Genomic DNA, 23108 nt, shown 5'->3' with positions numbered 1-23108 from the left:
CGGTTGTGACCGGGAGGAGGTCACGTGGTAGGTACTCTCGGCATGGAGTTCTTCTGCTACCACCGTGACCGTCCCGGATCGGGCCCCCTGCGCGGGGAGTTGCTGGAAGCGCACTGGTCCTACATGGACCGGTACGAAGCGGAGCTGATCGCCCGCGGCCCGACCTTCGACCGCGACACCGACGCGGCCACCGGCAGCGTGCACGTCGTCGACCTGCCCGACCTCGCCGCCGCTCGGGCGTTCGCCTTCGACGAGCCCAACTACCAGGCCGGGGTCTACCGCGACGTGCTGCTCCGCCGCTGGCGCAACGTGCTGGGGCGCACCATGTGGGAGTTCCCCGGCGGCCGGCAGGGCGGCAACCGGTACCTGGTGCTGGGCCTCGGCTCCGGGCAGCCCGCCGACCTCGTCCCGCCGGCCGACGGCGACGAGCTGATCGCGTACGGGCCGCTGCTGTCCGACGACGGCGCCACCTGGGTCGGCACCGCGCTGCTGGTCCGGGCGCCGGACGCGGACGCGGCCCGCGCGGTCCTCACCGCCGACCGGTACGCCGGGATCGAGGTGCACGACTGGGAGTTCGGCGGCCGTCGATGACGACCGGCGGCCACGCGACGATCAGACGGCCTCGGAAGGCTCGGCGGGCTCGCCGGGATCACCGGACCCGGCGTCCCGGAGCGCCTCCACCGCGGTGACGGCCTGGGAGACGCGGTCGTGGATCGTCACGAGCTCGACGGTGCCGGTGATCTCCAGCAGCCGGGCCACCGTGGCCTGGAGACCGGCCAGGTGCACGTCGACGCCGTGCGCGCGGGCCAGCGTGGCGGCCGCGAGCAGGACGGACAGGCCGGAGCTGTCGAGGAACGTCAGCCGGTGCGCGTCGATGATCAGGTGCTCGTCCAGGCTGCGGCGCACCTGGTCGAGGTAGGTCTCCAGGTGGCCGGAGGCGGTGGCGTCCACCTCGCCGGCCACCGTGATCACGGTGATTCCCGGCAGGTAGCTGCTGGCCAGGTGCATCACAACCGCTCCACATCATCCGGCAGCAGGTCAGGCTGGGCGTCCGCGGCCGCTCCGACGGCTTCCTCCACAACGGCGTGGATGTGCAGTCTGTCCCACACCCCGGTGATCTGCAGGATCCGGGCCGGGATGTCCCGCACGGCGGCCAGGCGCAGGCTCCCGCCCGCGTCGCGGACGTCGTCGTGCGCCCGCAGCAGCACGTGCAGGCCGCTGCTGTCCATGAAGGTCAGCTCGCCCAGGTCGAGGACCACGGAGCGGCCGGGGCGATGGGCGTCGCGAATGGCGGACTCCAGGCGGTCGGCGTTGGTGGCGTCGAGCTCACCGGAAACCGTGACCAGCACGCCGGCCGGAACCGGCCGGCAGCTCATGTTGAGCACTGACATGGCGGCCTGGTGGTGGCGCTCGACGTGGCGGCAAGGTGCGTCTGGGTGGCGGACATCTGTTGTTCCCCAAGTGGGCCTGGCCGGTCGGGACGGCGTCGGGGCCGCCCCACGCCCCAAGGTTAGGGGCGAAGAGGGTTACAGGAAAGAGGTTTCGTCATAGGATCTTCACGTAAGCATTCTCGTCCCGCCCCGCGGATCCGGGACGTCCAGGCAGAAAGCGTCAGAGGCTGTGCCCGACCCTGAAGACCATCCGGCGACGTGGACGTTCCTGACCCATCACGCCCGCGTGCTGGTGGAGATCGCCCGTGACCCCGACGTGCGGCTGCGCGACATCGCCACCCGCATCGGCGTCACCGAACGCACCGCCCAGAACATCGTCTCCGACCTCTACCAGGCCGGCTACCTGACCCGCGAGCGGATCGGCCGCCGCAACCGCTACAGCCTCGACCTCGACCGGCAGTTCCGCTACCCGACCGAGGCCGGGCTGCCCGTCCGCCTGCTGATCGACATGTTCACCGCCCACGACCTGCCCGCCCAGGACGGCTGACCCGCCGCGGCCGGGCCGGGCGCACTCGCCCACGGCCGCTAAGCTGCGCGTATGGCGCGGATTCTCCTCCTGCACTCGATGTACGGCCTGCGGCCCGCCGTCCACCAGGCCGCCGACAGGCTCCGGGGGGCGGGGCACGAGGTGCACGTCCCCGACCTCTACGACGGCCGCGTCGTCGACACGCCCGAGGACGGCATCGCGATCAAGGAGGAGATCGGCAGCGAGGAGCTGCTGAAGCGGGCCATCACCGCGGCGGCCCCGCTGTCCGGCGACGGCCTGGTCTACGCGGGCTTCTCCCTCGGCGCGGCCATCGCCCAGAACCTCGCGCTGGGCGACGAGCGTTCCCAGGGGCTGCTGCTCATGCACGGCACCTCCGACATGGCCGAGAGCGCCGCCGCCGACGACCTGCCGGTGCAGCTGCACGTCGCCGACCCCGACTTCTACGAGCCGGTCGACTGGCTCAACGCCTGGTACCTCCAGATGCGCCGGGCGCGGGCCGACGTGGAGGTGTTCCGCTACCCGGGGGTCGGCCACCTGTTCACCGACCCGGGCCTGCCCGACTACGACGCCCCGGCCGCCGAACGCGCCTGGGCGGTCGCCCTCGACTTCGTCGCGGGCCTCTGACGCCTGCCCCGGCCCGGGTACGACCCCGGCCGCCCCGGGTAGGGGCCGGGGATGAGGTTCGGGAACTGGGACGTGCGACCGCTGGGCGGCTGGCCGGGCTGCCTGGCGATGATCCTGATCTCGCTGCTGCTGTCGGCCGTGCTCACGGTCGTCGTCAACGTGCTGCTGCGCTGACCTGCCCCCCGCGAGGGGGTCAGGCCAGCGGGGTGACGTCGAGCCGTCCGCCGTCGCACACCCGGCCGGCGTCGAAGGGCACGTTCAGGTACGACCGCTCGTCCGGCGGGATGACCAGCAGCCGGGTGGGGCTCGGGCAGGCGGTCTCGTCGCCGGTCTCGACGACCGTCCAGTGCAGCGTCGCACGGGCGCTGCCGCCCGGCCGGACCGTCACCCGGTGCTTGGGGCCGGCGGCGCGGCAGCCCTGCACCGCGCCGACCAGCACCAGCATCGGCACCATCCACCACGAGGCGGCCGGGGCCGGCCCCCACCAGCGGACGACGGCGAACCAGAGCAGGGACACCTCGCCGGTGACCAGCGCGAAGACCCCGAGGCCGGCGACGAGGGCCACGTAGGCCACCGCGACGGGCATCGCGACCAGGCCGAAACGGTAGCGGCGCACGGGCACTCCCACCCAGAACAGGCGACCGAGGCGCTCACCCTACTGAAGGGCCGCGAACATGATCAAACCATGCCGGAGCGTCCGGAAACCAGAACGGAGGGGGTCCGGTGGGACCCCCTCCGCTCCGGCCCTCAGTCACCCCCCGGGTACGTGGGGCACCGGGCGGACCGTCATCCGATCCGCTGCCACAGAGCCGGTACGACGTCGGGCGTCCAGTCCGGCTGAGAGGTGTGGGCGATCACGCAGCGATAGCGGACACCCTGGTAGGTGACCTCGTCGCCGGCGTTGTAGGCGTGCCATTCCTGCCAGGTGTCACCGCCGCCGCCACCGTTCACCGTCAGCGAGAACGACGTGCCGTGGCTGGCGGCGCCGTTCGCGTTGAGGGTGATCGTGTACGTCTGCGCCGGCGTGCTCGACGACGTGGTCACCGTCACCGTGGACGACTCGCCCGAGTTGATGGACGACGGGCTGAAGGTCACGGTCGCGCCCGGCGGCACGCCGTCGGCCGCCAGCGTGAGCGGGATCGGCCGGCCGGTGGTGACCTGCGTCTTCAGCGTGGTGGTCCCCGTCGCGCCCGCCGTGACGGTGGCCGACGACGGGTCGGCGGCGACGGTGAAGTCGCCCGCCGGCGTGCCGCCGGTGACCGTGAGCGCGTAGCTCACCGTCTGCGTCTGCGCCGTGCCGGTGGCCGTCACCGTGATCGGGTACGTGCCGTTCTTCGCCGTCGAGGCCACCGTGAAGGTCAGCCTGGACGACTGGCCCGACTGGATCGTGGCCGGGTCGAAGGCCACGGTGACGCCGTTCGGCAGCTTGGCCGCCGACAGCGTGACCTGCTGGGGCTGCCCGCCGGTCGTCGCCGTGTTCACCGTGGTGGCCACGGTGCCCCCGGCCGTCGCGGTGCCCGCCTCCGGGTCGAGCCGGACGGAGAACGAGTCCGGGTCACCGGGCCGGGAGACGGTCAGGGTGTAGTTCTGCGTCTGCGTCTGGGCCGTGCCCTGGGCGATCACCTGGACGGTGTACGTCCCGGCCGGCACGGAGGACGCCGTCGCGAGCGTCAGCGCCGACGACTGGCCCGACTGGATGGTGGCCGGGTTGAACTGGGCGGTCACGCCCGCCGGGAGCGTGCCCGTCCTGAGCTGGATCTGCTGGGCGTTGCCGCTCGTGGTCGTGGTGGTCAGCGTCGAGGCGGTGCTGCCACCCGCGTCCACGGACCCCGACGTGGGGCTGAGCGTCAGCGAGAACTGGTCGGGGATCGGCCGGTTGACGGTGAGCGAGTAGTTCTGCGTCTGCGTCTGGGCCGTGCCCTGCGCGATCACCTGGACGGTGTACGTCCCGGGAGCCGCGTTCGCCGCCACGTTGAGGGTCAGCGTGGACGACTGGCCCGACTGGATGGTGGCCGGGTTGAACTGGGCGGTCACGCCCGCCGGGAGCGTGCCCGTCCTGAGCTGGATCTGCTGGGCGTTGCCGCCGGTCGTCACCGTGCTCAGGGTCGTGGCGGCCGAGCCGCCCGGGTCGGCCGCGCCGGAACCGGGGCTCACCTGCAGCGAGAAGGTGTCCGGGTTGGCCACGCAGGTCGGGTCGCTGGTGCCCCGGACGCTCACGGCGTCCCAGGCGGACTTGACCGTGTTGAACTCCACGCAGCTGTTCGGGAACAGCGCCTTGGCGGCGTTGAGCGAGGCCACCCGCGCCTTGGCGTGGGTCCACGGCTGCGTCTTGGCCTGCAGCGTGCCCATGAAGATCTTGCCGGCCTTCTGGATGCCGACGCCGGTCACCGAGGACGGTCCGCCCTGGCAGATCGGGCTGCTCGGCTTGCCGCCGCCGGGGTTGTTGCCCTCGGCCAGCAGGTAGAACCAGTGGTTCTGGGGCCCGGCCGCCGCGTGCACCTCGGTGGTGGGGATCGCGGTGCTGTAGCAGTTGGGGTCGCCGACCTGGGACGGGTTGTACATGTACCGGATCGGGCCGTTCCCGACGAGGTTGACCTCTTCGCCCACCTGGTAGTCCGGCGGGTCGTTCGGGTTGTTGGCGTAGGCCTCGGTCAGTGCGCCGAAGATGTCGCCCGTGGACTCGTTCAGGCCGCCGACCTCGTTGTTGCCGTTGTCGCCGCCGGGGGTGTTGGTGAAGACGGAGTGGCCGAACTCGTGGCCGACGACGTCCATCGGGGTGGCCTGCTGGTTGCCGGCCTGGTTGTGGCCGAAGGTGGTGTACGAGCCGTTCCAGAACGCGTTGACGTCGTTCAGCCCGACCCGGATGGGGAACGAGCGGCCCGTCCCGCTGTGGCCGTTGCGGCCCAGCCAGTCGCGCAGCATGTTCCATTCCATCTGGGCGGCGTACAGCGCGTCCACGCAGGCCGTCTCCAGGTCGGTGCCCGAGCCGTTGCCCCAGGAGTCGCTGCTCTTGGTGTAGGCCGACCCGTTCTGGCCGCCGCACTGCAGGCCCGGCCTGGTGGTGTCCACCATCCGGTACGAGCCGGCGGAGCCGCTGGTGTCGATCGTCACCGTGCCGTTGTAGAAGCCGCGGCCGGTGCCCTCGTGCACCTTGTCGAACTTGTCGATCAGCGAGCCGGAGCGCGCGTCCACGAACACGTCGAGGACGCTGGGCCTGCCGGTGGCCGTCCGCCCGGCGACCTGGACCCGCCAGGCCAGCTTGGGGGTGGCGCTGGTGGCGTGCACGACCAGCTTCGCCGTGGTCACCTCGTCCACCTGCGGCAGGAGGGCTCTGGCGGTGGCCGCCGCCTGCCGGCCCGTGACCGAGGGCTCGGTGCCGACCTTGATCTTCGCGGTCTGGCCGGTGACCACCTGCTGGATCACCTGGCCGGCCCGGTCGGTGCCCACGACGACCTCGCCGCCGTAGACGGGCAGGCCCTTGTAGGTGCGTTCGTAGGTCAGATATTGCAGGCCGTAGGTTCCGGCGACGTTGGACGAGAGAGTGAAGGCGTCGCCGGAGCCCTTGTGCAGGCGTTCGGCGCCGGCGGCGAGTGCCGCGTCGGCGTTCACTTTCGCGCGGTCGCGCGATTTGGGGTCCGCCGGCGCGAACGCCGGGGGTTCGGTCCTGGCGACGGTGGTCGCCGCGGTGGATAAGTGCGCCTTCGAGGTGGCGCCGGCGGCGCCTGTCATCGAGGCGGTAAGGGCCGCCGCCGCTAATACGGCGATCGTGCCCGACTTGAACGTGCTGTTCACTCTGGGTGACTCCTCTCACATGTCCCCGGGGGTGTGGGGATCGAAGGAGCCCTTTGGCTGGGGCTTGCTTAAAGTTGTCACCCAGGGTGGTCAGGCGAACAGCTCACAAATTTCCATAACGCCACGGTATGCCGGGGGAACCGGCACATCCGGGTCCACAAGTCCTTGATCTTCAGCAAATGGACGCTGATATCCTCCGAAAAAGGGCGGGCTCGAAGGGCGGGGAGCGTACGTGCGGCACGCACCGGAGCAGGCAGGCCGGATCCGCGCCTGGGAGCGGGTCGTGCTCGACGCGCCCGGCCTGGAGTTCGAGCCGGCGCGCCCGGAGTTCGAGCCGGCGCCGCCGCGCCCGCAGGGAGGCACGTGTCCCGACGCCGAGTGCGACGGGTGGTCCACCCCGCAGGTGACGCTGCGGTCGGCCTCGGTCCGGGGCGAACGGCACCGCCACCACCGTCGTCCCCGCCAGGACGCCAGCTGCGCCGTGCTCCACGAGGGGACCGGCACCGTGGTGTTCGCCGTGGCCGACGGGCTGTCCGGCGCCTCCGCCTCGACGGTCGGGGCCTCGGAGGCGTGCCGCGCGGCGGTGTGGGCCGTCCATGCCCAGCTCGACGAGGGCGGTTCGGCGCCCGACCTCGTCGCGGCCCTCCGGCACGCGGCCGGGACGCTGCACCGGCAGGCCGCGGCGATGCTGCGGCGCGAGCCCGGCGCGGCGGAGGTCGAGGAGCTGCTGGCCACCACGCTCGTGATCGGCACGGCCGGGGCCGGTGCGCGCGGGGTGGAGGTCTCGCTGGCCCGCGTCGGCGACTCGGGCGCCTGGACGCTCGACCTGGCCGGGCCCCGGTTCCTCCCGCTGTTCGACCTGAAGGCGGACGACGCCGCGGCCCCCGCTTCTGTTCCTGCCGCGGCCTCTGCATCGGCCCCTGCCGCGGCCTCTGCATCGGCCCCTGCCGCGGCCTCTGCATCGGCCCCTGCCGCGGCCTCTGCATCGGCCCCTGCCGCGGTCTCCGCTTCGGCCCCTGCCGCTGTCTCCGCATCGGTGGCTGCGCTGCCGGGTGTGCCCGAGCGGCCCGAGCGGTGGTCCGGCACGCTGACGACCGGGCAGGTCCTGCTGGTGGGCACCGACGGCTTCGGTGATCCGCTGGGCGACGGGGACGGCCGGGTCGGCGCGCTGTTCGCCGAGCACCTGGCCGCGCCGCCGTCCCCGCTGTGGCTGGCGCACCTGCTCGACTTCTCCGGGGAGGCGTTCGACGGCGACCGCACGCTGCTGGCCCTGTGGCCGAGGGACGCGGCCTGATGAGCGACCCGATGAGCGACCCGACGAGCGGCACTGAGCGGGCGGACCTCGTCCTCGGCCGGCTTCTCGGGCAGGGTGGCAGGGGCGCGGTCCACGAGGTGCCCGGCCGCCGGATCAACGGCCAGTTCGAGGTCGCGTACAAGGAGTACGACCCCGCCGTGCTGCCTGGCATCGACGTCGGCGTCCTCACCGAGATGGCCGGGCTGATCGGCCGGCTCCCCGGATGGGACGCGGCCTGGTTGTGCGACAAGGCCGCCTGGCCCGCCGAGATCGTCGTGTCCGGCGGCGCGGTCCGCGGCTTCCTCATGCGGTCGGTGCCCCACCGGTTCTCCTTCGACCTGCGGACGCCTGCAGGAACCGAACGCCGACCAGCCACGATGGAGCTCCTGCTCAACGACGACGCCCACGACGACGCCCACGACCACGCTCATGACGGCGCTCATGACGGCGCTCATGACGGCGCTCATGACGGCGCTCATGACGGCGCTCGTGACGGCGCTCACGTCGGTGGCGTCGGCCGGCGGGTCGGCGATCGCGACCGCCTGCTGCTGCTGGCCGACCTGGCCGACACGCTCGCCCGCCTGCACACGATGGACGTCGTCGTCGGCGACCTGTCGCCCGAGCGCCTGCTGTTCGCCACGGAGGGCTCGCCGGAGTGCTTCCTCATCGGCTGCGACGCGATGCGGCTCGCCGGGGCGGCGGCGTTACCCCAGGTGGAGGCGTCCGGCCGGGAGATCCCCGCCGACGAGCCCGAGGGCACCCCGCAGGGCGACGCCTACGGGTTCGCACTGCTGGCCGTCCGGCTCCTGGCCCGCGACCGGACCTCCACGGACCCCGGCCGGCTGGCCGCCGTCGCCCCGGCGGCGGCCGACCTCGCGGCGGCGGCGCTGCACGGGCCCGCGGACGAGCGGCCGCGTCCGGAGCGGTGGGCGGAGGAACTGCGGCAGGCCGCCTCGTCGGCCACGACCACGCCCACCCAGGCAGCGCTCCCACCACCCCCACCCCTGCCACCGCCACCTCCGCCGTCGCCGCCACTGGTGCCATCGCCGTCATCCCCACCACCGTCACCCTCTCTGCTGCCACCGTCCCCTTCACTTCTGCCACCGCAGGGGCCGCCGCTCCTGCCGCCACCCTCACCACCGCAGGGGCCGTCGCTTCTGCCACCGCCGTCACCACCGCAGGGGCCGCCGCTTCTGCCAACGCCGTCACACTCACCGCTGCCACCGCCAGCGCCACCACCCCAGGGGCCTTCGAGGCCGCCCTTTCCCGGGCCCGCGGGGCCGCCCCCATCCGGGGCGGGCCTCAGCACGGGGATGAAGGTCGCCTTGGGGGCCGGCGTGGGAGTGATCGGCGTGGCGCTCGCCGTGGCGGCCGCGGTGTTCGTGGTCTCGGTGGTGAAGGATCTCGGCCCGGATCGCGGGGACAGCAGGCTGACGGCCGCGTCCGGCTCGCCGGACGCCGTCGCCCCCACGCCGTCGCCGTCGCCGTCGCCGTCCTCGGCCACCCCGTGGCCCAGCGCACAGCCCACCGAGACGCCCACCGAGACGCCCACGCTCGAACCGCCCACCGAGGAGCCGTTCGACCCGGGCGACCTCGACCGCCAGGACACCGACCCGACCCCGCTCACGCCGGGCGCCCTGCTGCCCAGCTCCTTCACCACGGCCAAGGGCGTGCGCTACACCCTCCGGTCCAGCGGCGTGGACAAGTGCCCGGACGCCTACCACGCGGCCAACGTCCGCTCGGTCCTGCGCAAGGCACGCTGCTCCAAGATGGTCAAGGGCTCGTACGTGAACCCCGGAGCCCCCGGGAACAAGCGCATCATGGTCTCGGTGTGGGTCGTGCCGCTGAAGAACGACGGCCGGGCCGACACCGCGTACGCGCGGCTCGACGACGCCTACGCCGACGCCTGGGGGATCGTCTGCCCCAGGAAGGGCCCCGGCTCAGGGCTGTGCCACTCGACGAGCTGGAGCCGGGCCCAGACCTGGGGATGGGTCGGGTACACCCACCGCTACCTGCTGCACACCATGGCCGTCTACACCAACCGCGCCAACTCCACCAGCACCCGGCCGTGGCTCAAGGACGCCTCCAAGGCGGCGTACAAGGCGATCGGCCCCAAGGTCTACCAGGACACGAACTGACCCCGCCGCCGGGCGTCAGTCGCGGCGGTTCAGCAACGAGTGGCGGCGCCCGTAGGCGAAGTAGATCACCAGCCCGATCAGGAACCACACGACGAACCTGAGCCAGGTCAGCGGCTCCAGGAACGTGATCAGCCAGAGGGAGAAGAGCACCCCGATCGCCGGCACCACCGGCATGCCCGGCATGCGGAAGCCGCGCGGCAGGTCGGGACGCCGGTAGCGGAGCACGATCACCGCCGCGCAGACCACCACGAAGGCCAGCAGGATGCCGATGTTGGTCAGCTCCGCCGCCTCCCTGATCGGCAGGAACCCGGCGATGAGCGCGGAGCCGACGCCGACGATCCAGGTCACCCTGGTCGGCACGTGCCGTACGGGGTGGAGCTTGGCGAACCAGGCGGGCAGCAGCCCGTCCCGGCTCATCGCGAACCACACGCGGGTGACGCCCAGCATGAACGTGAACATGACGGTCATGATGCCGACGATGGCGCCGACCGCGATGACGCTGGCCAGCCCGGACAGCCCGACGGAGGCGAACGCCGAGGAGAAGCCGCTCTCGGGGTCGATGTCCTGGTAGTTCTGCATGCCGGTGAGCACGAGGCAGGCAAGCACGTACAGGACCATCGAGATGGCCAGGGAGTAGAGGATGGCCTTGGGCATGTGCCGCTGGGCGTCCTTCGACTCCTCGGCCGCCGTGCTCATGGCGTCGTAGCCGAAGACGGCGAAGAACACGGTGGCCGCGCCGGTCACCGCCCCGCCGAACCCGTAGGGGAAGAACGGCGTGTAGTTGGCGGTCTTGATGTAGAAGAAGCCGACCACGATCACCAGCAGCACCACCGCGACCTTGATCGCGACGACGAACGTCTCGAACCGGGCGGCCGACCGCATCCCGAGGTTGAGCAGGAACGCGATGAACAGGCACAGGATCCCCGCGAACAGGTCCACGACGTGTCCGGGCCCGGTGCCGGGCGCGCCGAGCATCCAGGCGGGCAGGTCGATGCCGAACTGGCCGAGGAGGAAGCCGAAGTAGCCCGAGATGCCGATCGCCACGACCGCGACGATGGCGGTGTACTCCAGCAGCAGGTCCCAGCCGATGAACCAGCCGACGATCTCGCCGAGCACCGCGTAGCCGTACGTGTACGCCGATCCGGCCTTCGGGATCATGCCGGTGAACTCCGCGTAGGAGAACGCGGCGGCGGCGCTGGCGATGCCGGCGATCAGGAAGGAGATCACGACGGCGGGCCCGGCGGTCTGGTTGGCGACGGCGCCGGCCAGCGCGAAGATGCCGGCGCCGATGATGCCACCCACCCCGATCGCGGTGAGCTGCCAGAGCCCGAGCACGCGGTTGAGCTCGCCCTCGTGCTCGGTGGCGATCTGTTCTACCGGTTTGCGGCGGAATATCCCGGACCCGCCGCCGAAGCCTCGCGCAGACGTCATGGCGGGGTCCTGCCCTGACAGCAAGCCCGCCATGCGCATGACTGCAGAAGTCGGACAGACCGGCTCGAAGAAGCCGGTCTGTCCGCGACCTATCCGGCGCGTCCCACGGTGACCTGGGCGCGGGTCTCGGTGGTGTTGCCCGCGCGGTCCACCGCCCGGTACGTGATCGTGTAAATCCGGTCCTGGCCGCCGTCCCGTTCGGCGCGCAGGGCGAAGGAGGTGTCGGCGGTGCCGGTGGCGGCCTCGCGCACGTCGTCCCGGGACTCGCCCTGGGAGCTGGTGATCGAGACCAGGGTGACGGTGACGGGCCCGGCGTCGGACGCCTTCAGCGCCACCTTCACCGGCACCAGCCTGCGGTTCGGCGGCCACAGCCGGGCGGGGTCCGGCCTGACGGTCAGGGTGGGGGCCGTCGCGTCGATCCGGACGGTGACCGACTTCGGCTCCTCGACGTTGCCCGCCTGGTCGGCGCTGCGGAAGGCCAGCACGCTCTCCCCTTCACGGTCCACCCGTACCGGGGCCGTGTAGGGCTGCCAGGGGCCGTCACCGAGCCGGTACTCGGTGCGCGCCACGCCGGAGCCCGCGTCGGCGGCGGTCAGGACCACCTCCACGGGCCCGTCCGACCAGCCGGCGGGCACGCCGGACGCGGTCGTCACCGGAGGCTCGCCGTCCTCGCTCGGCGGGGCGGAGTGGATCTTGAAGCCGTCCACGATGAAGTACGAGCCGTCCTTCTTGACGCCCTTGAGCGTGTGCGGGCCCGGCGCCAGCCCGGTCCTGGTGTAGACGACCTTCTGGTACTCCCGGGTCGGGTTGCTGTTGTCGATGGTGGCGTCGAGCTTGCCGTCCAGGTAGAGGTCGACCTTGCCCTCGTCGGAGTTGACCTGGGCGATGTACTCCACGCCGGTGCCGTGGAAGGCCAGCTCGAAGGAGTCGCCGTCGGTCTGGGTGGCGTGCAGGTCGTCCAGGGTCGAGCCGCCGCCGCCGCGCCGGTCGTTCTTCCAGTCCCAGCCCTGGCCGGTGTAGGTGACGCCGGAGACGTTGTCGATGGTCTCCACGCCGTACGCCTTGGTCAGGCTCAGCTCCGTCAGCGCCTGCGCGCGCCAGACCTTCAGCGGCACCGGACGCCCGGCGGGCGTGCGGTTGTAGACCTGCCAGAAGCTGTCGCGGCCGGTGACCTTGGTCCCGGCGATCTCCCTGATCACGTCGCCGGTGCGCAGCCCCTGCCCGTGGGCGTGGGACCCGGCGGGGACGGCGGCCAGGAACAGGCCGTCATAGTCGGTGAGCCCGACCGAGGACTTCACCTCGTCGCTGTGGATCTCGGTGGCCGTCGCGCCCATGAGCGGCTCGGCCAGGTTGCCGATCGTCATGCCGGTCTCGGGCTCGCGCCAGGTGAGCGGCGGCGGCGTGGGCGCGCCGGGCTTGCCGAACCCGGTCATCGGGAACGGCTGGAAGCCCAGCGCGAGGGCGGGGGAGCCGGCCTTGAGCGTGTAGTCGAGCTTGGCCGGGTCGGCGTACGGGCTCTGCCCCTCGAACAGCGGGTCGGCGACCACCGAGCGGGTGTCCAGCCCGCGGGCCCGCCAGGCGGCGGTGATGTCGGTGACCGGCCTGCCGTTGTTCCAGAACAGGTTGTCGTCGTAGACGGTCCCGGAGGTGGACGGGTCGCTCTGGATGAAGTCGTAGGGGTCGTCGGTGACGAAGATGTTCTTCTCGACGACGTCGCCGTTGCCGGCGTAGGAGACGTGGAAGTGGCCGCCGCCGTTGACGAAGATGTTGCCGCGCACGGTCCTGAAGAAGCCCTCACGCAGCTTCACCCCGCCGTTGAGCAGCAGGTTCCCGGTGACCTCGTAGTTGGAGGAGCCGTCGTCGAGGTCGACGTCCCAGTGGGAGGAGTGCCGGATCCGGTTGTGCCGGATCTTCGTCGTCTCCATCGCGTCGAGCTTGGCGTACGCCTTCTTCCGGGCGTCGTCGGCGGTCAGCGGCCAGAAGCGGTCGCGGCCCCAGCTGTTGATCGGCCCGTGGTCGGAGGTCTCCTTCACGCAGTCGAAGATGTCGTTGTCCTCGATGACGTGGCCGCCCCAGGTGCCGTCGTTGATGTCGACGCAGGCGCGCGGGCCGTCGTGCACGGTGTTGCCGGACACCGTCACCCGGCGGCTCATCGAGATCTGCACGCCCGAGCTCTGCTTCTCGAACCGGCCGTTGCGGGTCATGTGGTTGCCGCTGACGGTGATGTCGCGCGGGTAGTCCTCGGTCTTCGGGCCCGGCGTGGTGTCGGTGATCGTGCGCCGCATGTCGTCCCAGGTGGAGGGCTCGCGGACGGCCGCCGGCGAGCCGACGACCGCGACGTCGCTGGCCCCGGACTCGCGGAACTCGCCGCCGGAGACGACGTTGCCGTCGGCGTACCCGTCCATGAAGACGGCGTTGCCGCCGACCTGGTCGAACCGGGCGTCGCGGATGGTGATCCGCTGGGTGTTCCGCAGGTAGACCGCGCCGGCGCGGACGATGGCCCAGTCGCCGAGCTGCAGTTTCTCGTACGGGCGGCTGAACAGCGTGCGGTGGGTCTGGGTGAAGGTGAACCCGGTGAAGGTGAGGTCGCGCACCGGCGCGGAGGGCGAGTCGCCGACGACCCGTACGAGCTCCTCGCGCTCGGCGGTCTCGACGCGGGCCTTGGCCGGGTCGAGGCCCGCGGGCGGCTGGAGGTAGAGGCGGCCGGCGTCCTTGTCGTAGAACCACTCGCCGGGGGCGTCCAGCTCCTCCAGGACGTTCTCGACCATGCGCTTCTGCGGATGCAGGCCGTCGCCCCGGTTGTTGTCGCCGACCCACTTCAGGATCGGGGCGCCGCCGGCCCCGACGCCGGTCACCTTGAACGAGTTCCCGCCCCATTCGCCCTGGTGCAGCCCGCGGACCAGCGCGGTCGTGGGGTTCTTCCAGCGGGCCAGGACCTGCCGGGTACCGTCGAGGAAGAGCTCGTCGAAGTCGAGGCCCGCGCCGATGTCGGCCACCAGGGTCGCGCCCTGGTACGGGGTCCAGGCGGGGGTCAGCCGGCGTCCGCCGCTGAGCACGACCTGCTCGCCGGCGGCCGCCTCGTAGACGGCCCCGGAGTCGGCGGGGGTGAAGGTGAGGGGCTCGGTGAGGTGGTAGACGCCGCCGCGGACCCGTACCCGGGGCGGCTCCGGCGCGGTGGGCAGGACCGCGCGCACGGCGCGCTGGGCGCGCTCGATCGTACGGAACGGCGCCGCCTCGGTGCCGGCGGCGCCGTCGTCCCCGTCGGGGGAGACGTGGAAGACGGTGCCGGCCGCCTGGGCGGAGGCGGGGGTGAGAGCGGTCAGTCCGGTCGCGGCGAGAGATGCCGCGAGGAGCAGCCGCCAGGGCTTGCCATGGCGCACAAGGGCCTCCAGTCGGGGGATGGCCCTCATTGTGGCCAACCCCTCAGGTGAAGACGATCACGCCAAGGTCACGTTTCATCCGATCAATCAAGTCTCTACAGCTCTCGGTGCGCCGAAAATCGCGATTTGTCCTCCAGGTGATCGGATCTATCGGAAGGGCGACTGTCATGGGAACCGCGGTGGCGCACCACTTCGAGCCCCTGGGACGCGCGTACGTCGCCCGCGACGTGTACGTGTCGACGCATTCGCGTTGTGTGATCTTGTTGGCTGCCCGATGATGCCGGATATGCGCGGACGTGTACTGGTGTGGGGCGGGGCCGCGGTCGCGGTGGCGGCCTTGGCAATGCTGGGCGTCTCCTTCTCGAAAGTGGGCCTGGAGGAGGCGGACAAGCCGGCCGGCTTGTCCGTCGCCGTGGCCGGGTCGGGGCCGGCGGTGTACGGGCTGATCGCGGAGCAGAGGGCCACGGGAGACGGTCGGGCGTATCAGGCCGGCCGCGACATCAACCGACGATGAGCGCGGCAGGCGGACCAGGGCGGGTGATCCAGCAGGCCCACGGCGCCGGGCTGGCCCGGATCTACCAGGCCGCCGGCGACCTGATCGTGTACGGGGGTGCGGAGCCGTACCGGTGGGCGCTCTGGCCCGCTCCGGAGCCGCCGCCGGCGGCGGCCAAGGCGCGGGCGCAGCCCAGTGAGCTGCTGCGGGCCTCGCACGCGCTGGTCGACTTCACCGGCCGCGGGGCCCTCCTGGCCGAGTTGGCACGCTGGCGGGACGCAGACCCCCGGCAGGACGTGGCCGTCCGGTTGATCCATGGGCCGGGTGGGCAGGGCAAGACCCGGCTGGCCGGTCACGTGGCGCAGCGGTGGCGGCAGCGGGGCTGGGTGGTGCTCGCCGCCCACCACCGGCGTGACCGCTCCACCCCCGAGGACTTCGAGGTGCCCGCCTTCGACGGGGCGGGCGGGGTGCTGGTGGTGGTGGACTATGCCGAACGGTGGGACACCGCCGACCTGCTCACCCTGCTGCGTGACACCCGCCTGCCCGGCCGGATGCCGGTGCGGGTGCTGTTGCTGGCCCGCCCGGCGGGCACCTGGTGGGACAGCCTGAACGGCCGCATCCAGCGTGACCTGCGTCTGATGCCCAGCCGTACCGCGCTGGAGCCGCTGGAGCAGGAGGCGGGCATCAGCCGCGGGCGGCTGTTCGCCGCGGCCCGTGACCGGTTCGCCGAGCTGCTGCAGGTGCCCGGCGCGGAGGCGGTGCCCGCGCCGTCCGGGCTGGCACGGCATGAGGCCTATCGGCTGGTGCTGACCGTGCACATGGCCGCCCTGGCCGCGGTGCTGGCCCACGACCGTGGCCAGGCCGCTCCCGCCGATCCGGTACAGGTGTCGGAGTTCCTGCTGGCGCGCGAGCGGGATCATTGGGAGGCGATGGCGTCCCCGCACCGGGAGAAACCGTTGGCGACCTCGCCGGACGCGATGGGGCAGATCGTTTACACCGCCACTCTCACCGGCCGGCTCGGCTACGAGGACGGCAGAGCCGCCCTGACCCGCGCCGAGATCGAATCCACGCAGGCGGCCGGGCAGCTGCTCAAGGATCACGCGCTGTGCTACCCGCCCGCCGCGGCTCCCGGGCCCGCGCCGGGGCAGGCGGCATCGGTGGCTCGGGCCGGCGGCATGGTGTTGGAGCCTCTGTACCCCGACCGGCTGGGTGAGGACTTCCTCGCCCTGTCCACGCCCGGCCACGCCTGCGGGTTCCCCGCTGACCCGTGGGCGGAGAAGGCGCCCGCCCGGCTGCTGGCCGGCCTCCCCGACACCGGTGACGGACCGGACGGCAAGGCGCCTGCGTGGGCGCGTCATGGGCTGACCACGTTGATCGAGGCCGCTCGCCGCTGGCCCCACCTGGCACGACTGCAGGTGTATCCGCTGCTGGCCGAGGCCCCGCACCTGGCGGTGCAGGCCGGCGGCGCCGCGTTGGTCGCGCTGGCCGGCCTGGACGACATCGATCCGAGGCTGCTGGAGACCATCGAGTCGACGCTCCCCAAACAGCGGCAGGTCGATCTCGACGTCGGGGCCGCCGCGGTGGCCTCCCGGCTGGCCGAGGCTCGGCTGGCCGCCACCTCCGATCCGGTCGCCCGTGCCCGGATCCACGAGGACCTGGCCTTCCGCCTTTCCTTCGCGGGGTTGCACGCCCGCGCCGTGGCTGAAGGCCATCAGGCCGTCTGGCTCTGGTACAGGCTCGCCGCGCTGGACTGGGACGCCCACCTGCCCGACCTGGCCATGTCGTTGAGCAACCACGCCCCTCGGCTTGCGGACATCGGGCGGCGGGCCGAGGCGGCGGCCGTCTCGCAGACGGCCGTCAGCGTGCGCCGGAAGTTGGTCGCCCTGAACCGGGACGCCTACCTCCCCAACCTGGCCATCTCGCTGAGCAACCACGCCGTCCGGCTGGCCGAGATCGGGCGGCGGGCCGACGCCCTGCTCGTCTCGGAGGAGGCCCTCACCCTGTACCGGGAGCTGGCCGCGCTGGACCGGGACGCCCACCTGCCCAGACTGGCGATGTCGGTGAGCAACCACGCCCAGCTGTCGGCCGAGATGGGGCGGCGGGCCGAGGCGGCGCCCCTCTCGGACGAGGCCGTCCGCCTGCGCCGGGAGCTGGTCGCGCTGGACCGGGGCGCCCACCTGCCCGACCTGGCCATGTCGTTGAGCAATCACGCCATCCGCCTGGCGGAGACGGGGCAGCGGGCGGACGCGTTGCGCATCTCGGAGGAGGCACTCCTCCTGCGCCGGGAGCTGGTCGCGGTGAACCGGCACGCCTACCTGTCCGACCTGGCGATGTCGGTGGACAACCACGCCATGCTGCTGGCCCGGACGGGGCGGCAGGCGGAGGCCGCGTCCCTCTCGCGCGAGGCCGTCAGCCTGTACCGGGAGCTGGCCGCGCGGAACCGGGACGCCCACTTGCCGGGCCTGGCGATGTCATTGATCAATAACGCCGTGCTGCTGGCCGAGACGGGGCGGCGGGCGGACGCCCTGCGCGTCTCGGAGGAGGCCGTCGGCCTGTCCCAGGAGCTGGTCGCGGTGAACCGGGACGCCTACCTGCCCATCCTGGCCACTTCGTTGCTCAACCACGCGAGCCGGCTGAAGGAGACCGGACGGGCGGCCGACGCCCTGCGCGTCTCCGCGGAAGCCGTCAGCCTGTATCGGGAGCTGGCCGCCCTGAACCGAGACGTCTACCTGCCCAACCTGGCAGCCTCGCTGCACAACCACGTTCGGGGATTGGTGCTGGCCGGGCGGTGGGGCGAAGCCGTGCCCCCCGCGCGAGAGGCGGCGCGCCTGCGCCAGGAACTGGCCGCGCTGCACCCGGACGTCTACCTGCCCGATCACGTCCAGAGCCTCACGGTACTCGGGTACGTGCTGGGCGGCGGGACCCTGTTCCGGGAGGCGGTCGTGCCCTTGGCCGAGGCGTTCGCCGCCGGGCGGCGACTGCCCGGCGACGCGCAGGGCGTCATGGACGAGGTCGTCCAGCTGCTGCGCCGTGCCCATGCCGGTGACCCCGTCGGCGCGTGCGAGGAGTTTCGCAAGGTCACCGGCCAGGACATGCCCGATCGGCTGAAGCAACCGCCCGCCGCCGAGGGCTGAGGAAGCCGCGTCGCCGGCCGCCCGGCGGGCCGGTCGAGATCTTCCGTTCGAGCTTGTGCGAGGACGGCAGGGCGGATGTCGACGATCTGTGCGGATGCCGTCCGGCCGGGCGCCGTCTACTCCACGATCGGCGGGCGGTCGGCGACGCTGACCTTCAGCTGCGCGCTCGACGACACCACGCTCCCCACCGGTGCATCGGCCAGCTTCGCGTCCACGACCACCCCCCGGCGGCCGAGGTAGTCATAGGTCTCGGGGTCGAAGATGTACTCCTCCCTGACCCCGTTGGGCGAGACCATCGCCGCGGCTGTGCCCGTGCGCCCAGCGGCGTCCCGAGCTCCCTTCACCGTCACCACCCCGGGGATCGTGGCCGCCGCGCGGAAGAGCGCGGCCCGCTGCGCGGCGGGCAGGTAGGACTCGTCGAGCAACCCGCCGACCCGGTTCCACGCCTGGTAGTCCTGCAGCCCGTCGTCGGGCACCTGCGTGTAGAGGTGCCTGCGCATGCCCTCGGTGTCGGTCGGCAGCTTGCTGACGTAGGCGTAGTCGTTGCGCAGGAACTCGGCCCGGTCGTCGAAGTCGGCCGCCCGCTCCGGACGGCCGGGCTTGCCCGCCAGCGCCTGCTCCGCCCGTGCGGCCGGCGGAAGGGGGTGCCCCGGATACGGCAGCGGCGCCAGAATCTCCTCCTGCAGGACGCCCTCGACCGCGCTGCCCTCGACCGGCAGCCAGATCGTGCGCTTGGAGCGCGACAGCCAGATCCCCCCGTCCCCTTCGGAGGTGTCCATGCTGCGCGACTCGTAGACGAGGAACTGGCCGGGCCCGGGATGCAGCTCCGGACGGCTGCCGGCGCGTTCGGCCGCCCGCGACAGCACCTCCACGGCCGCGACCGTGCGGATCATCGGCGGGGCCGGTGCCGGGACGGGCGGGCTCTGGACGACGAACACCGCCGCCCCCACCGCGGCCGCCAGCCCCCCCGCCACCGCGGCGCGCAGCGCGAGGCGGCGCAGGCCGGGGCGGGCCGGGGCCGACATGCCGGCCATCAGGCGCTCCGCCTCGGCCCGCAGGTCCTCCTGCACGGGGACCTCGGAGCGGAAGTCGTTGAGCTCAGCCAGCTCATCCATGGCGAACCTCCTCGATGACGAGTGCTGTGGGGTCGGTCCCGCCCAGTTCCCGCCGGATCTTCGCGCGGGCCCGGTTGACGCGGGAGCGGACCGTTCCGACGCGGATGCCGAGCGCCTCGGCGGCTTCGGGGTAGCTGAGACCGCCCCAGGTCACCAGGAGCAGCACGTCGCGGTGCCCGGCGGGCAGCGCGGCGAGCGCGGCGGCCAGGCGCTGCCGCACGGCCTGAGCGCTCAGTCGTTCGTCGCTGCGCGCGGTGAAGGGTTCGGTGACCGGGTCCACACCGGTGCGGGCCAGCAGGTTCAGCTGCCTGGCCTCGGTGCGCTTGTGGCGGCCGATGAGGTTGGTCGCGATGCCGTACAACCAGGGCAGGGCGTTGTGCCTGGCCAGGTCGTAGCGGCCACGCTGGCGGAAGGCGGCGAGAAAGGTCTCCGCCACCACGTCCTCGGCGACGCCGGGCCCGAGGCGGCGGACGACGAATCTCTTGATCTCAGGCGCGTGCCTGCGGAAGATCTCCGCGAACGCCTCGGGCTCCTGCCGGGACCGCGCGAGGACGGCGGAATCGGCGGGGCTCGTCTCTGACATGCTCTGGCCTCTCGGCTCACGGATGGGACACCCCCACTTGCCCGCTCGCGGCCGACCGGTTCCCGTCATCAGGCAGCATGCCGGATTTCCTGACGCCACAGCAGCTCACCCCAGGGCGGGGGCGGCGAGCCGTTCAGGACGGCTCGCCGCGGGGCGCGGGGGAGACCCTTCCCGATCAGACGCGCGTCGAGGTGGAGGCGTACCCGCCGCCGCCGGGGTAGACCCACTCGCCGGTGAGCGTGGTGCCGTCGGCGTCGAAGGCGCCCTCGTAGTAGGCCGGGCCGCCCTTGGCCCCGGCCCAGATGGTCAGCCTGTCGCCCGCCGGCTCGTAGACGTAGTCGAAGGTGTTGCCCGCCGAGTCGTAGTAGCGGGACACCACGTCCGTCCCGGCCGGCTCACCGAACGGACGCAGGTTGCCGATGATCTCCATGCCGGTGACCGGCTCGCCGAACTGGGTGAGCTCGACGTGCTGGACGAGGAAGAACCGTCCGGGCAGCCACTCGTAGCGCACGGTCCCCTCCGCGCCGCCGGTGACCTTCCAGGTGCCGACCAGCCGGTCCAGGGCCTTCAGCTCGGGGCTGGGCTGCGGGGTGTCGATCATGTCGTCCTCCTCTGTGGTTGTTTCGCCGGTACCTCGGAGCCCCCTGCCGGGCTTTGACACGAAATCGCTGTGACGTGAATCACACTCGACCGGCGTCAGAAATCCCGACCCGGGTCCGAGGTAGCGAGCGAGAACCCACCGACAAGGAAGGACGTCATGACCGCCACCGCCACCGGCGTTCCCGCCCATCGAACCGCCCGGACGTCCCGACGCCTGCTGCTGGCCGGGGCGCTGGCCGGGCCGATCTTCTTCGCCTCGGCCACCACGCAGATGCTCACCCGTGCGGGCTTCGACATCACCCGGCACCCCATCAGCCAGCTGTCCACCGGCGACCTGGGGTGGATCCAGATCCTCACCTTCGTCCTCGCGGGGACGGGGGCGCTGGCGCTGGCCGTCGGCGTCCGGCGCACGCTCACCGAAGGGGTCGGGCGGCGGGTGCTGCCGATCCTGGTGGGCGTCTTCGGCGCCGGGCTGGTGGCGGCCGGGATCTTCACCATGGACCCCGAGAAGGGCTTTCCGGCCGGGACCCCCGAGGGGCCGGTCGCGCAGATGTCCCGGGATCGCGCACTCCGCCGCCGCCGTCGTGGCCTTCACCGCGCTGGCCGTCGCGGCCGTCGTGATGAGCGTCCGGTGCGCCCGCCGCCGGTCGGCGCCGCCCGCCGTGCTGAGCGCCGTCGCCGGGCTGGTGCTGCTGGTGCCGATGTCGCCCGGCCACATGAGCATCCAGATCGCCGTGAACGGCCTGGTCGCCTTCACCTGGACGACCGTCCTCGCGGTGTCGCTGCGGCGCGCCGCCTGAGGCGGCCGTAAAATCGGCTGCGACGATCAAGGGATTCACCATGAAATACCTGCTGCTCGGCTACACTCCGGCCGCCGCGTGGGACGCCGCCACCGCCGGCGTCCCCTCCGAGGAGGCGCTGGCCGCCTTCGCGACCTACCAGAAGCTGGAGCGGGAGCTGATCGCCTCCGGCGAGCTCGTCACCAGGGAGGGCCTGGGACACCCGGCGGTCAGCACCACCGTCCACCGCGACGGTGACAGGGTGGTCGCCACCGACGGTCCCTTCGCCGAGCTCAAGGAGGTCCTGGCCAGTTTCGCCGTGATCGACGTGACGGGCGAGGAGCGCGCCGTCGAGATCGCCGCGCGCATCGTCGAGGCGCTCGGCGAACCGGTCGAGATCCGCCCGATCATGGGTGCGGACTTCGCGACGTGAACCGCGAGATCGAGCACCTGCTGCGCACCGAGGCGCCGCAGGTGCTCGGCGCGCTGGTCCGCCGCTTCGGCCGGTTCGACGTCGCCGAGGACGCGGTGCAGGAGGCGCTGCTGACCGCCGGCCGGACCTGGCCGATCGAGGGCGTCCCGGAGAACCCGCGTAGCTGGCTGATCCGCGTCGGATACCGGCGCATGGTGGACCTGATCCGCTCCGACCAGGCCCGCCACCGCCGCGAGCTGCGGGCCGGAGTGGCCGACCTGGCCATGCAGGAACCCGAGCGCCGGGCGCACCCCGCAGGCGACAGCGACGACAGCCTGACCCTGCTGCTGCTGTGCTGCCATCCCGCGCTGGACCCCACCTCCCAGGTGGGGCTCACGCTGCGCGCGGTCGGCGGCCTGACCACCGCCGAGATCGCACACGCCCACGGCACGACCGAGCCCACCATGGGCGCCCGGATCAGCCGCGCCAAACAACGGCTGGCCCGCGCCGGAGCCCGCTTCACCCCACCCACCGACGCCGACCGCGACAGCCGCCTGACCGCCGTGATGCGGGTGCTCTATCTGATCTTCAACGAGGGCTACACCGCCACCGCCGGCGACCGCCTCGCCCGCGTCGACCTGACCGGCGAGGCCATCCGGCTGACCCGCATGCTCCACGCCACGCTCGGCGACGACGCCGAGGTCACCGGCCTGCTGGCGCTGATGCTGCTCACCGAGTCCAGGCGCGCCGCCCGCATGGACGGCGGGGACCTGATTCCCCTGGACGAGCAGGACCGCACCCGGTGGGACCACGACCTGATCGACGAGGGCACCGCTCTCATCGACGGCGTCTGGAACCGCGACCGGACGGGCCCCTACCAGCTTCAGGCCGCGATCGCCGCCGTGCACTCCGCGGCCTGCGCACCCGACCGGACCGACTGGGCCCAGATCGCCCTGCTGTACGTGTGGCTCGAACGGCTCACCCCCACCGCACCGGTCCAGCTCAGCCGGGTGGTGGCGGTGGCCCACGCCTACGGACCGGCCCGCGGCCTGGCGCTCCTGGACGACCTCAACCGCCGCCACCACCTGGACCGGCACCCGCTCACCAGGCAGCGGGAGCACGCGGTCCGCGCCCACCTGCTCCAGATGACCGGCGACACCACGCGGGCAGCCGCGCTCTACCGCCGGGCCGCCGGCCTGACCGCGAACCAGGTCGAGCAGCGCTACCTGCTCGGCAAGGCCGGCGATCTCAGCTGACCAGCCTCGGCGTGCCTCGTCGGTGTGGTGGAGCAGTCTCCTGCCCTGGTCGAACAGGGTGACGTAACCCAGGGAGTCGTTCAGCCGGCTGATGGCGAACGACGCGTTGTAGCGCGGTTCAGGGTTCGACCGGCGGAGG

General features: G+C 72.4%; 21 protein-coding genes and 1 pseudogene. 12 read left to right on the top strand and 10 right to left on the bottom strand.

What is annotated here, in order from left to right; genetic code table 11:
- The first annotated feature begins 24 nt into the window (after nt 1-24).
- A complete protein-coding gene (locus ABZ444_RS25030; RefSeq protein WP_358001282.1) occupies nt 25-591 on the top strand; it encodes a YciI family protein in 567 nt (188 codons plus the stop codon).
- Between the two features lie 21 nt (nt 592-612).
- Here ABZ444_RS25030 and ABZ444_RS25025 read toward each other — a convergent pair whose 3' ends face one another.
- Together ABZ444_RS25025 and ABZ444_RS25020 are read right to left on the bottom strand one after the other, a co-directional pair.
- Complete coding sequence (locus ABZ444_RS25025) at nt 613-1008, bottom strand: STAS domain-containing protein (RefSeq protein ID WP_358001279.1); 396 nt, start codon at nt 1006-1008, stop codon at nt 613-615.
- Entirely contained in the window at nt 1008-1391 is a 384-nt protein-coding gene (locus ABZ444_RS25020; RefSeq protein ID WP_358001276.1) for an STAS domain-containing protein, read from the bottom strand. Before ABZ444_RS25020 ends, ABZ444_RS25025 begins: the two co-directional genes overlap by 1 nt.
- A 229-nt stretch (nt 1392-1620) precedes the next feature.
- On the opposite strand from ABZ444_RS25020, the gene ABZ444_RS25015 reads away from it, so the two are divergent.
- From ABZ444_RS25015 to ABZ444_RS25005, 3 genes are read left to right on the top strand one after another with little or no spacing between them, the layout of a single operon-like run.
- Nucleotides 1621-1938, top strand: a complete 318-nt coding sequence (locus tag ABZ444_RS25015) for a winged helix-turn-helix domain-containing protein (RefSeq protein ID WP_358001273.1) — start codon at nt 1621-1623, stop codon at nt 1936-1938.
- Nucleotides 1939-1989: 51 nt separating this feature from the next.
- On the top strand, nt 1990-2562 hold the full coding sequence (locus ABZ444_RS25010; protein WP_358001270.1) for a dienelactone hydrolase family protein: 573 nt from the start codon (nt 1990-1992) through the stop codon (nt 2560-2562).
- A 51-nt stretch (nt 2563-2613) separates the two neighbouring features.
- Nucleotides 2614-2736, top strand: a complete 123-nt coding sequence (locus tag ABZ444_RS25005) for a hypothetical protein (protein WP_357981576.1) — start codon at nt 2614-2616, stop codon at nt 2734-2736.
- A 19-nt stretch (nt 2737-2755) separates the two neighbouring features.
- On the opposite strand, the gene ABZ444_RS25000 is transcribed toward ABZ444_RS25005, so the two are convergent.
- Both ABZ444_RS25000 and ABZ444_RS24995 read right to left on the bottom strand, forming a co-directional pair.
- Nucleotides 2756-3178: a DUF4232 domain-containing protein gene (locus tag ABZ444_RS25000; RefSeq protein ID WP_358001267.1), complete on the bottom strand. Its 423-nt coding sequence runs from the start codon at nt 3176-3178 to the stop codon at nt 2756-2758.
- Between the two features lie 170 nt (nt 3179-3348).
- Nucleotides 3349-6354 carry a M4 family metallopeptidase gene (locus tag ABZ444_RS24995; protein ID WP_358001264.1) on the bottom strand — a complete coding sequence of 1002 codons (3006 nt, stop codon included), beginning with the start codon at nt 6352-6354 and terminating at the stop codon, nt 3349-3351.
- Nucleotides 6355-6586: 232 nt separating this feature from the next.
- Between ABZ444_RS24995 and ABZ444_RS24990 the strand changes: the two genes are divergently transcribed.
- Both ABZ444_RS24990 and ABZ444_RS24985 read left to right on the top strand, forming a co-directional pair.
- A complete protein-coding gene (locus ABZ444_RS24990) occupies nt 6587-7648 on the top strand; it encodes a protein phosphatase 2C domain-containing protein (RefSeq protein WP_358001261.1) in 1062 nt (353 codons plus the stop codon).
- Nucleotides 7648-9786, top strand: coding sequence for a hypothetical protein (locus ABZ444_RS24985; RefSeq protein ID WP_358001258.1), 2139 nt, complete (start codon nt 7648-7650; stop codon nt 9784-9786). The genes ABZ444_RS24990 and ABZ444_RS24985 overlap by 1 nt, the downstream gene beginning before the upstream one ends.
- A 15-nt stretch (nt 9787-9801) precedes the next feature.
- Here the strand turns inward: ABZ444_RS24985 and ABZ444_RS24980 are convergent, their stop codons facing one another.
- Both ABZ444_RS24980 and ABZ444_RS24975 read right to left on the bottom strand, forming a co-directional pair.
- Nucleotides 9802-11217: an amino acid permease gene (locus tag ABZ444_RS24980; protein ID WP_358001255.1), complete on the bottom strand. Its 1416-nt coding sequence runs from the start codon at nt 11215-11217 to the stop codon at nt 9802-9804.
- An 89-nt stretch (nt 11218-11306) separates the two neighbouring features.
- The gene (locus tag ABZ444_RS24975; RefSeq protein WP_358001252.1) at nt 11307-14597 is read right to left on the bottom strand and encodes a PDZ domain-containing protein; all 3291 of its coding nucleotides are present in this window, start codon (nt 14595-14597) and stop codon (nt 11307-11309) included.
- A 286-nt stretch (nt 14598-14883) separates the two neighbouring features.
- Between ABZ444_RS24975 and ABZ444_RS24970 the strand changes: the two genes are divergently transcribed.
- Both ABZ444_RS24970 and ABZ444_RS24965 read left to right on the top strand, forming a co-directional pair.
- Complete coding sequence (locus ABZ444_RS24970) at nt 14884-15111, top strand: hypothetical protein (protein WP_358001249.1); 228 nt, start codon at nt 14884-14886, stop codon at nt 15109-15111.
- On the top strand, nt 15108-18224 hold the full coding sequence (locus ABZ444_RS24965; RefSeq protein WP_358001246.1) for a tetratricopeptide repeat protein: 3117 nt from the start codon (nt 15108-15110) through the stop codon (nt 18222-18224). The genes ABZ444_RS24970 and ABZ444_RS24965 overlap by 4 nt, the downstream gene beginning before the upstream one ends.
- 116 nt (nt 18225-18340) lie before the next feature.
- Here the strand turns inward: ABZ444_RS24965 and ABZ444_RS24960 are convergent, their stop codons facing one another.
- From ABZ444_RS24960 to ABZ444_RS24945, 4 genes are all read right to left on the bottom strand, one after another.
- The gene (locus ABZ444_RS24960) at nt 18341-19339 is read right to left on the bottom strand and encodes a CU044_5270 family protein (RefSeq protein ID WP_358001243.1); all 999 of its coding nucleotides are present in this window, start codon (nt 19337-19339) and stop codon (nt 18341-18343) included.
- Nucleotides 19332-19922, bottom strand: a complete 591-nt coding sequence (locus ABZ444_RS24955; protein WP_358001240.1) for an RNA polymerase sigma factor — start codon at nt 19920-19922, stop codon at nt 19332-19334. The genes ABZ444_RS24960 and ABZ444_RS24955 overlap by 8 nt, the downstream gene beginning before the upstream one ends.
- Nucleotides 19923-20097: 175 nt before the next feature.
- On the bottom strand, nt 20098-20523 hold the full coding sequence (locus ABZ444_RS24950; protein ID WP_358001237.1) for a hypothetical protein: 426 nt from the start codon (nt 20521-20523) through the stop codon (nt 20098-20100).
- A gap of 95 nt (nt 20524-20618) precedes the next feature.
- On the bottom strand, nt 20619-20849 hold the full coding sequence (locus tag ABZ444_RS24945; protein ID WP_358001409.1) for a hypothetical protein: 231 nt from the start codon (nt 20847-20849) through the stop codon (nt 20619-20621).
- Between ABZ444_RS24945 and ABZ444_RS24940 the strand changes: the two are divergent.
- From ABZ444_RS24940 to ABZ444_RS24925, 4 genes and pseudogenes are all read left to right on the top strand, one after another.
- Nucleotides 20794-20991: pseudogene (locus ABZ444_RS24940) on the top strand (DUF998 domain-containing protein); the annotation flags it as partial. The gene ABZ444_RS24945 and the pseudogene ABZ444_RS24940 overlap by 56 nt on opposite strands.
- A 115-nt stretch (nt 20992-21106) precedes the next feature.
- Nucleotides 21107-21322, top strand: coding sequence for a hypothetical protein (locus tag ABZ444_RS24935; RefSeq protein WP_358001406.1), 216 nt, complete (start codon nt 21107-21109; stop codon nt 21320-21322).
- 40 nt (nt 21323-21362) lie between these two features.
- A complete protein-coding gene (locus tag ABZ444_RS24930; RefSeq protein ID WP_358001234.1) occupies nt 21363-21734 on the top strand; it encodes a YciI family protein in 372 nt (123 codons plus the stop codon).
- Nucleotides 21731-22969: a DUF6596 domain-containing protein gene (locus tag ABZ444_RS24925; protein ID WP_358001231.1), complete on the top strand. Its 1239-nt coding sequence runs from the start codon at nt 21731-21733 to the stop codon at nt 22967-22969. Before ABZ444_RS24930 ends, ABZ444_RS24925 begins: the two co-directional genes overlap by 4 nt.
- Nucleotides 22970-23108 lie beyond the last annotated feature (139 nt).

The organism is Nonomuraea sp. NPDC005730 (assembly GCF_040630865.1).
GTDB lineage: Bacteria > Actinomycetota > Actinomycetes > Streptosporangiales > Streptosporangiaceae > Nonomuraea.
The sequence above is the reverse complement of the archived record's forward strand: the minus strand, read 5'-3'. Positions and strand labels throughout refer to the sequence as shown.